We start from the raw sequence: 7353 nt of genomic DNA on the forward strand, positions 1-7353 counted from the left end.
GGTCGTCAGGAAGCCTTTCCCATACTCACCGATTTCTCAAATGCGGCCGACAATCCCTTGGCGACCGATGCGTCAAATCCCGCGCCGCGCATGCCTTCGATGGCTGCCGCCGTCGTGCCGCGATAATCGAGAAAGGTCTGAACGACGTCCCCGGGATTTTGGTCGCGTCGCTCCAAAAGGCGACCGGCTCCCGTCATCACCGTATTGACGGCGCGGCGCGCAATCTCCGCCGGCAGGCCGTGGGCGACGGCATCATCCATCATGGCGGCTGCAAGCAGCGCCGGGAACGCCGGTCCGGAGCCCGAAAGGCCGGTGAGGTAATCGATGTCGCTTTCCCTCGCGACCTCGTCCTCCGACCCGCAGGCCTCGAAAATGGCGCGGACGACGGCCCGGTCATTTTCCGTGACCTCGCTTGTGCCGATCCAGGGCGTATAGGACTTAGCCACCTCCGCGGCCGCATTCGCCAGGGCGCGGACGACACGGCCGGTCTTGTGGTGTTGGGAAAGGGCGGCGAGACCAATACCCGCCATAACCGAAATGACGAGCTTGCCGCCGGCGTCGACATCAAGGGGATACCAGTCATCAGGACGGACGGAGAGGAAGATCACGTCCGAGCGGTCGGCAAGCGCCTGATTGTCGGTGGTCCAGAAAGAATTCAGGAAACGATCCGGCTGTTTACCGCGATAGGAAAGAGAGAGATTTCGAGGCTCTAGCAAACCCGCGCCGATGATCGAGGCGGCGATGGCTCCGCCCAGCCAGCCGCTGCCGCCAATAATACCGATCTTCAAGGAAGTGCTCATCTCGGGCTTTCCTCTAATCGGGCTTGTGGCCGTGCCGGGAGAAGAAGCGGTCGAGCTCCCTCTGCTGCGGCACTTCGCCCGTGTAGATCGCGATATATTCGGGAATCCGTTTCATGCGGACGGCGAGTTCCTCCCTCGATTGCATGGAGATGTATCCGATCTGGACGAGGTAAGTTGTACGCGCTCTGACATCCGATGTCGTTTCTGGTAACCCGAACCGCATGAACATGCGCTTGAGCGCCTCCAGGCGAATCTGATCGGCCTGCTGGACCTCTGCGAGAAGTTCGTCGGACTGCAGCGCCCAACTGCGCACGGCAAATTCGAACTTCGCGTCGAACAGATCGTTGTCGAGCCAGCAATCGAAGACGTTGAGCATCGCTTCGGCGAGCGATTCCGCATAGGCCTCAGATCGCTTGACGATGTTGCCGGTGTTTTTGTCGCGCCATAGCGCCACGAGTGCACTCAACAGCTCCTCCCGATCCTTGAAGAACCAGTAGAAGCTCGTGCGCGAGAGATTGAGCTTTTTCGCCAGCGGCAGAATTTTCACCGAATCCACGCCGGACTCCAGCAGTGCGTGGTAAGCTGCTTCCAGCCATCCCTCCTGTGATCCGCGCCAACCGGTGTCGTTCAAAGCCTGATCCATAGGTTATCTCCTATCAAAATCCGAGGCCGCGTACAAGAAAAATGTACAGAAGTGTCTAAAATGGCGACCCGAATGTTTTAAATATTGACACATATGTACATTGCACCTAGCGTCCCTCTGGTATTTTTAATCGGAACCACGGCCCATGTCGAACGATCCTCTCCTTCAGCCCTATCAGCTCAAGCACTTGACGTTGCGTAACCGTATCATCGTCACCTCGCACGAGCCGGCCTATCCCGAGGACGGCATGCCGAAAGAGAAGTATCGCGCCTACACGGTGGAGCGGGCAAAGGGCGGCGTGGCGCTGACGATGACGGCGGGCTCAGCTGCGGTGTCCAGGGATAGTCCGCCGGTTTTCAACAATCTGCTGGCTTACAAGGACGAAATCGTTCCGTGGATCAGGGAAATGACTGATGCAGTGCACGAAGATGGGGCGGCGATCATGATCCAGCTCACCCATCTCGGCCGGCGCACACGCTGGGACAAGGGCGACTGGCTGCCCGTCGTTGCCCCATCGCATCACCGTGAGGCTTCGCACCGCGCCTTTCCGAAGAAGTTGGAAGATTGGGACATCGAGCGCATCATCAAGGATTTCGCCGACGCAGCCGAACGCATGAAGGCGGGCGGTATGGATGGCGTCGAACTTGAGGCTTACGGCCACTTGATCGACCAGTTCACGTCGCCGCTCACCAACGAGCTCGAAGGTCCCTATGGCGGTTCGCTCGATAACCGGCTGCGTTTCTGTTTCGATGTGTTCAAGGCGATCCGGCAGAGGGTCGGGAACGACTTCATCCTGGGCGTGCGCTATACCGCCGACGAATGTCTTCCCGGCGGCACCGGCAAGGCCGAAGGCATCGAAATCTCCAAGCGCCTGAGGGACAGCGGCCTTATCGATTACCTGAACGTGATCCGCGGTCACATCGATACCGACGCCGGCCTGACCGATGTGATCCCGATCCAGGGCATGGCGAATTCGCCGCATCTCGATTTCGCCGGCGAGATCCGCGCCGCGACCAACTTTCCGACCTTCCATGCGGCGAAGATCCCTGATGTCGCCACCGCGCGCCACGCGATCGCCTCCGGCAAGGTCGACATGATCGGCATGACCCGCGCCCACATGACCGACCCGCACATCGTTCGCAAGATCATCGAAAAGCGGGAAGAGGACATTCGTCCCTGCGTCGGCGCCAATTACTGTCTCGACCGCATTTACCAGGGCGGGGCGGCCTACTGCATCCACAATCCCGCCACCGGCCGCGAGCAGACCATGCCGCATATCGTGGCGAAGGCTGACGCCAGGAAGAAGGTCGTCATCGTCGGCGCCGGCCCGGCCGGTCTGGAAGCGGCGCGCGTTGCCGGAGAACGCGGTCACCAGGTGGTCGTTTTCGAAGCGGCGAACAATCCCGGCGGCCAGATCCGCCTCACCGCCCGGAGCGAGCGCCGAAAGGAAATGATCAGCATCATCGACTGGCGCATAAGCCAGTGCGAGAAATACGACGTCACCTTCCGCTTCAACACCTGGGCGGAAGCCGACACGATCGAAGCCGAGAATCCCGATGTCGTCATCATCGCGACCGGCGGCTTGCCGCATACCGAGGTTCTCGCGCGCGGCAACGAGCTGGTGATCTCGTCATGGGACATCATCTCCGGTGATGTGAAGCCCGGAACCAACGTGCTGATCTTCGACGATGCCGGCGACCATGCCGGTCTTCAGGCGGCGGAGTTTCTGGCCAAGGCGGGCGCTAAGGTCGAGATTATGACGCCGGATCGGTCCTTCGCGCCCGAGGTCATGGCCATGAACCTAGTTCCCTATATGCGCTCTTTGCAGAAGCATGACGTGACCTTCACCGTGACCTATCGCCTGGAGGCCGTTGAGAAGAGCGGCAACCAACTCGTCGCGCATGTCGGCAGCGATTACGGCGGGATTGCCAAGCAAAGCAGCTTCGACCAGATCGTCGTCAACCATGGGACCATCCCGCTCGACGAACTCTATTTCGAGCTGAAACCCAACTCGAGCAATCTCGGTGAGGTGTCGCACGACCAGCTTCTCCAGGGAGAACCTCAGTCGGTCATTCGTAATCCCGAGGGCAAGTTTCAGCTCTTCCGGATCGGTGATGCTGTCGCTGCGCGCAACACACATGCCGCCATTTATGACGGCTTGCGCATCGCCAAGGATGTATGATCGCAAGAGAGGCCGCTCGCCGGCCGCTCATTTCGAGGGATGGCATGAATTTACGTGAGGAAAGCCTCCAGCTTTTCGTGGATGCGGCGTCTGCGGCTTTCGACCGATTCGCCAACGCCCCGGAAGCACGCCGCTCGATCGGTCAGTTTTTTGCGGCGTTGGAGCGGGCGGGAGCCGCGCGCGCGGGAGAGGGGAGCCGGTTGCCCGTGTGTCATCACCTCGATCTGGCGCTCGCGATCGATACGTCTTATCCTTCGCTGACGGGATTGATCGAGGCGTTCAAAGGCATCGAGCCGATGCTTGAATGGCGTCGGCGCACCAAGTATGACCACACGGCGGGCGACAATTTCGTCGATGGGCATGCCAATGCCATGATCATCGGCCCGGGAGGAGTGGAGGAGCGGAACGACCTGTGGCTCGGGGTGACGTTGATGGCGCCTCACATGCGCTATCCGGACCATGAGCATGAGCCCGAGGAAGTCTATCTGGTGCTTTCCGAGGGAGAGTTTCAGCAAGGGGAGGGGGACTGGTTTTCGCCTGGTCTCGGCGGATCGTTCTATAATATCCCTGGAATCAAACATGCCATGAGGTCGGTGGACACGCCGCTCTTCGCCTTCTGGGCGCTGCTTACCGAACAGCCGCACTGACGGCCCGAAGTCTGGAAAATATAGGGGTTTTGCAAATGAAGATTCTCGTGCCCGTGAAGCGGGTCGTCGACTACAACGTGAAGATCCGGGTGAAGCCGGATGGCACGGGTGTCGAGCTTGCCAATGTGAAGATGTCGATGAACCCGTTCGACGAGATCTCGGTGGAAGAGGCCTTGCGGCTGAAGGAAGCCGGCAAGTGCGAGGAAGTGATCGTCGTTTCGATCGGTCCGGCCAAGGCCGAGGAGACGTTGAGGACCGCCCTTGCCATGGGCGCCGACCGGGCGATCCTGGTCGAGACCGACGATGCCGTCGAGCCGCTGACGGTCGCCAAGATCCTCAAGGGCATCGTTGATGCCGAGCAGCCGGGTCTTGTCATCGTCGGCAAGCAGGCGATCGATGACGATTCGAACCAGACCGGCCAGATGCTGGCAGCCCTGCTGGGGTCCGCCCAGGCGACCTTCGCCTCGAAGATCGAGATCGGGGATGGCAGGGCTGAGGTCACCCGCGAGGTCGATGGCGGCCTGCAGACGATCGAGATCACGCTGCCAGCGGTGATCACCTCGGATCTGCGGCTGAACGAACCGCGTTACGCCTCGCTGCCGAACATCATGAAGGCGAAGAAGAAGCCGCTCGACAAGAAGGCTCCTTCCGATTTCGGTGTTTCCACGACGCCACGGCTGAAGGTGTTGAAGACCGAAGAGCCGTCGGGCCGCAAGGCCGGCGTCAAGGTCAAGTCGGTCGCCGAACTGGTCGACAAGCTCAAGAACGAAGCCGGCGTGCTTTAAGCCAGGAAAGAGAGAACACCATCATGACCATTCTTCTTCTGGCCGACCACGACAATGTCAGCCTCTCCGACCAGACCGCCAAGGCGCTGACGGCAGCAAGCCAAATCGGCTCCGATATTCATGTGCTGGTTGCCGGCAAGGGCGCCAAGGCTGCGGCCGATGCGGCTGCCAAACTCTCCGGTGTGGCGAAGGTGCTGCTCGCCGAAAGCGACGAGCTTGCCAACAATCTCGCCGAACCGCTTGCCGACCTGATCGTTTCGCTGGCCGGTTCCTATGACACGATCATCTCGGCTGCCACCTCGACCGGCAAGAACGTGCTGCCGCGCGTTGCTGCCCTGCTCGATGTCGCCCAGGTCTCGGAGATCATCGAAGTGATCTCATCCGACACCTTCAAGCGGCCGATCTATGCCGGCAATGCCATTCAGACGGTGCAGGCAAGCGATGCCAAGAAGGTCATCACCGTGCGCACCGCCTCCTTCGCTTCGGCAGCCGAAGGCGGTTCGGCCAGCGTCGAGGCGGTCCCGGCGGTCTCGAATCCCGACCTGTCGCGTTTCGTCAAGGATGCACTGTCGGCCTCCGATCGTCCGGAGCTGACCTCGGCGAAGATCATCATCTCCGGCGGCCGGGCGCTCGGCTCTGCCGAGAAATTCCGGGAGGTCATCCTTCCGGTTGCCGACAAGCTCGGGGCCGCCGTCGGGGCTTCCCGTGCTGCCGTCGATGCCGGTTATGCGCCGAACGACTGGCAGGTCGGCCAGACCGGCAAGGTGGTCGCCCCTGATCTCTATATCGCCGCCGGCATCTCGGGGGCCATCCAGCATCTGGCCGGCATGAAGGACAGTAAGGTGATCGTCGCCATCAACAAGGACGAGGAGGCGCCGATCTTCCAGGTCGCCGACTACGGCTTGGTCGCCGATCTGTTCGAGGTGCTGCCGGAATTGGAAAAGGCGCTCTAAACGAGGGGACTGAACGTGGCGCGCGCGGTGGGACGTCCAATCAAACGTGGGGCCGATCTTCTTCTGAACGATGAGGAAAAGCCGGCATATATACGGCTGCACGACATCGGGAGGGAAAGGCGTCCTCGGTCGCTGCAGGAATTCCTCAACGACGTCGGCGGCCTGATGTTGTCGGCCGACGCCCCTGCCGTCGCCAGTTTCGTCGCGGGCAAGGTTCTCCAGAAGCTTCTGAAGACCGGTAAGGTGCGCGCCCCGGAGGGCGGGCCTGCTCTCCCCGGCGCGCCCGAAGGGCTAGATGACGCCATTGGCAATCTCGCTCAATCAGGACGGAAATACGAGGCGATCGCCGGCCAATTCAGAAGTCTTGCTGACAGCCTGCTCTGGCGACGCGGCCGCTCCGGTCCGTTTGCAAGCCTGAATTTCGGCAACACGCATTCGCATGCGGTGGTGATCGGCCCCGGCGGCATGGAGGAACGCGCCGATCTCAGAGTCGGCGTGATCTATATGGACCGCTATACCCGATTTCCGGATCATGTTCAGACGCAACCGCGCGCCTTCATCCTGCTGTCGCCCGGAGAAATCTGCCTTGGAAATTCCCAGTGGTTCTCTGGCGAGATTGGCACGGTCTTCGCGAACGATGCAGGACAATCCTTCGCGATAAGATGCACGGCAAGGCCGCTCCTCGCAGTCTGGTGCCAGGTTGAGCGGGAGAGATGATGGGATTTTGGCAGCGGTCGGCAAAACAGGCCGGTGAGAAGCCAGCCTATCCAAATATATAGCAGTCAGCATTCAATTTAAGAGGAAGGATATCAAGATGGACGTTCGCGCTGCCGTTGCCGTTGCTGCCGGAAAACCGCTCGAAGTGATGACCGTGCAACTGGACGGCCCGAAGGCCGGCGAAGTGCTGGTCGAGGTCAAGGCGACCGGCATCTGCCACACCGACGATTTCACCCTGTCGGGCGCCGATCCGGAAGGCCTGTTCCCGGCGATCCTCGGCCATGAAGGCGCCGGCATCGTCGTCGACGTCGGCCCCGGCGTCACCTCGGTCAAGAAGGGCGACCATGTCATTCCGCTCTACACGCCGGAATGCCGCGAGTGTTATTCCTGCCTGTCGCGCAAGACCAATCTCTGCACGGCGATCCGCTCGACCCAGGGCCAGGGTGTGATGCCTGACGGCACCTCACGCTTTTCGATCGGTAAGGACAAGATCCACCATTATATGGGCTGCTCGACCTTCGCCAATTTCACCGTGCTGCCGGAGATCGCCCTTGCCAAGGTCAATCCCGACGCCCCCTTCGACAAGATCTGCTACATCGGCTGCGGGGTGACCACCGGCATCGGCG

At 60.9% G+C, this 7353-nt stretch carries 8 protein-coding genes; 6 read left to right on the top strand and 2 right to left on the bottom strand.

From position 1 onward, the window contains the following. Positions 1-5 precede the first annotated feature (5 nt). Both GR197_RS26505 and GR197_RS26510 read right to left on the bottom strand, forming a co-directional pair. The gene (locus GR197_RS26505) at positions 6-800 is read right to left on the bottom strand and encodes a pyrroline-5-carboxylate reductase family protein (protein ID WP_164014997.1); all 795 of its coding nucleotides are present in this window, start codon (positions 798-800) and stop codon (positions 6-8) included. Between the two features lie 13 nt (positions 801-813). After that, positions 814-1443 (bottom strand): TetR/AcrR family transcriptional regulator, encoded by a 630-nt coding sequence (locus tag GR197_RS26510; RefSeq protein ID WP_164014999.1) that lies wholly within the window; start codon positions 1441-1443, stop codon positions 814-816. 145 nt (positions 1444-1588) lie between these two features. Here GR197_RS26510 and GR197_RS26515 point away from each other — a divergent pair, with 145 nt between their 5' ends. The 6 genes from GR197_RS26515 to GR197_RS26540 form a co-directional block, all read left to right on the top strand. Beyond that, a complete protein-coding gene (locus GR197_RS26515) occupies positions 1589-3625 on the top strand; it encodes an NADH:flavin oxidoreductase (protein WP_164015001.1) in 2037 nt (678 codons plus the stop codon). Between the two features lie 44 nt (positions 3626-3669). Continuing rightward, positions 3670-4272: a dimethylsulfoniopropionate lyase gene (locus GR197_RS26520; RefSeq protein WP_164015003.1), complete on the top strand. Its 603-nt coding sequence runs from the start codon at positions 3670-3672 to the stop codon at positions 4270-4272. Between the two features lie 35 nt (positions 4273-4307). Further along, positions 4308-5057 (top strand): electron transfer flavoprotein subunit beta/FixA family protein, encoded by a 750-nt coding sequence (locus GR197_RS26525; protein WP_164015005.1) that lies wholly within the window; start codon positions 4308-4310, stop codon positions 5055-5057. 23 nt (positions 5058-5080) lie between these two features. Beyond that, positions 5081-6010: an electron transfer flavoprotein subunit alpha/FixB family protein gene (locus GR197_RS26530; RefSeq protein WP_164015007.1), complete on the top strand. Its 930-nt coding sequence runs from the start codon at positions 5081-5083 to the stop codon at positions 6008-6010. Between the two features lie 15 nt (positions 6011-6025). After that, positions 6026-6727 carry a dimethylsulfonioproprionate lyase family protein gene (locus GR197_RS26535; RefSeq protein WP_164015009.1) on the top strand — a complete coding sequence of 234 codons (702 nt, stop codon included), beginning with the start codon at positions 6026-6028 and terminating at the stop codon, positions 6725-6727. 97 nt (positions 6728-6824) lie between these two features. Next, on the top strand, positions 6825-7353 hold a 529-nt coding region (locus GR197_RS26540), incomplete at its 3' end, for an alcohol dehydrogenase catalytic domain-containing protein (RefSeq protein ID WP_164014639.1).

Origin of the sequence: Rhizobium phaseoli (genome assembly GCF_010668805.1) — a bacterium.
In the GTDB taxonomy this organism is placed as follows: Bacteria; Pseudomonadota; Alphaproteobacteria; order Rhizobiales; family Rhizobiaceae; genus Rhizobium; species Rhizobium phaseoli_A.

What these genes read in the sequence shown, in the direction of transcription:
- GR197_RS26505 (WP_164014997.1), bottom strand. Translation starts at nt 800, where the DNA reads ATGAGCACTTCCTTGAAGATCGGTATTATTGGCGGCAGCGGCTGGCTG.
- GR197_RS26510 (WP_164014999.1), bottom strand. Translation starts at nt 1,443, where the DNA reads ATGGATCAGGCTTTGAACGACACCGGTTGGCGCGGATCACAGGAGGGA.
- GR197_RS26515 (WP_164015001.1), top strand. Translation starts at nt 1,589, where the DNA reads ATGTCGAACGATCCTCTCCTTCAGCCCTATCAGCTCAAGCACTTGACG.
- GR197_RS26520 (WP_164015003.1), top strand. Translation starts at nt 3,670, where the DNA reads ATGAATTTACGTGAGGAAAGCCTCCAGCTTTTCGTGGATGCGGCGTCT.
- GR197_RS26525 (WP_164015005.1), top strand. Translation starts at nt 4,308, where the DNA reads ATGAAGATTCTCGTGCCCGTGAAGCGGGTCGTCGACTACAACGTGAAG.
- GR197_RS26530 (WP_164015007.1), top strand. Translation starts at nt 5,081, where the DNA reads ATGACCATTCTTCTTCTGGCCGACCACGACAATGTCAGCCTCTCCGAC.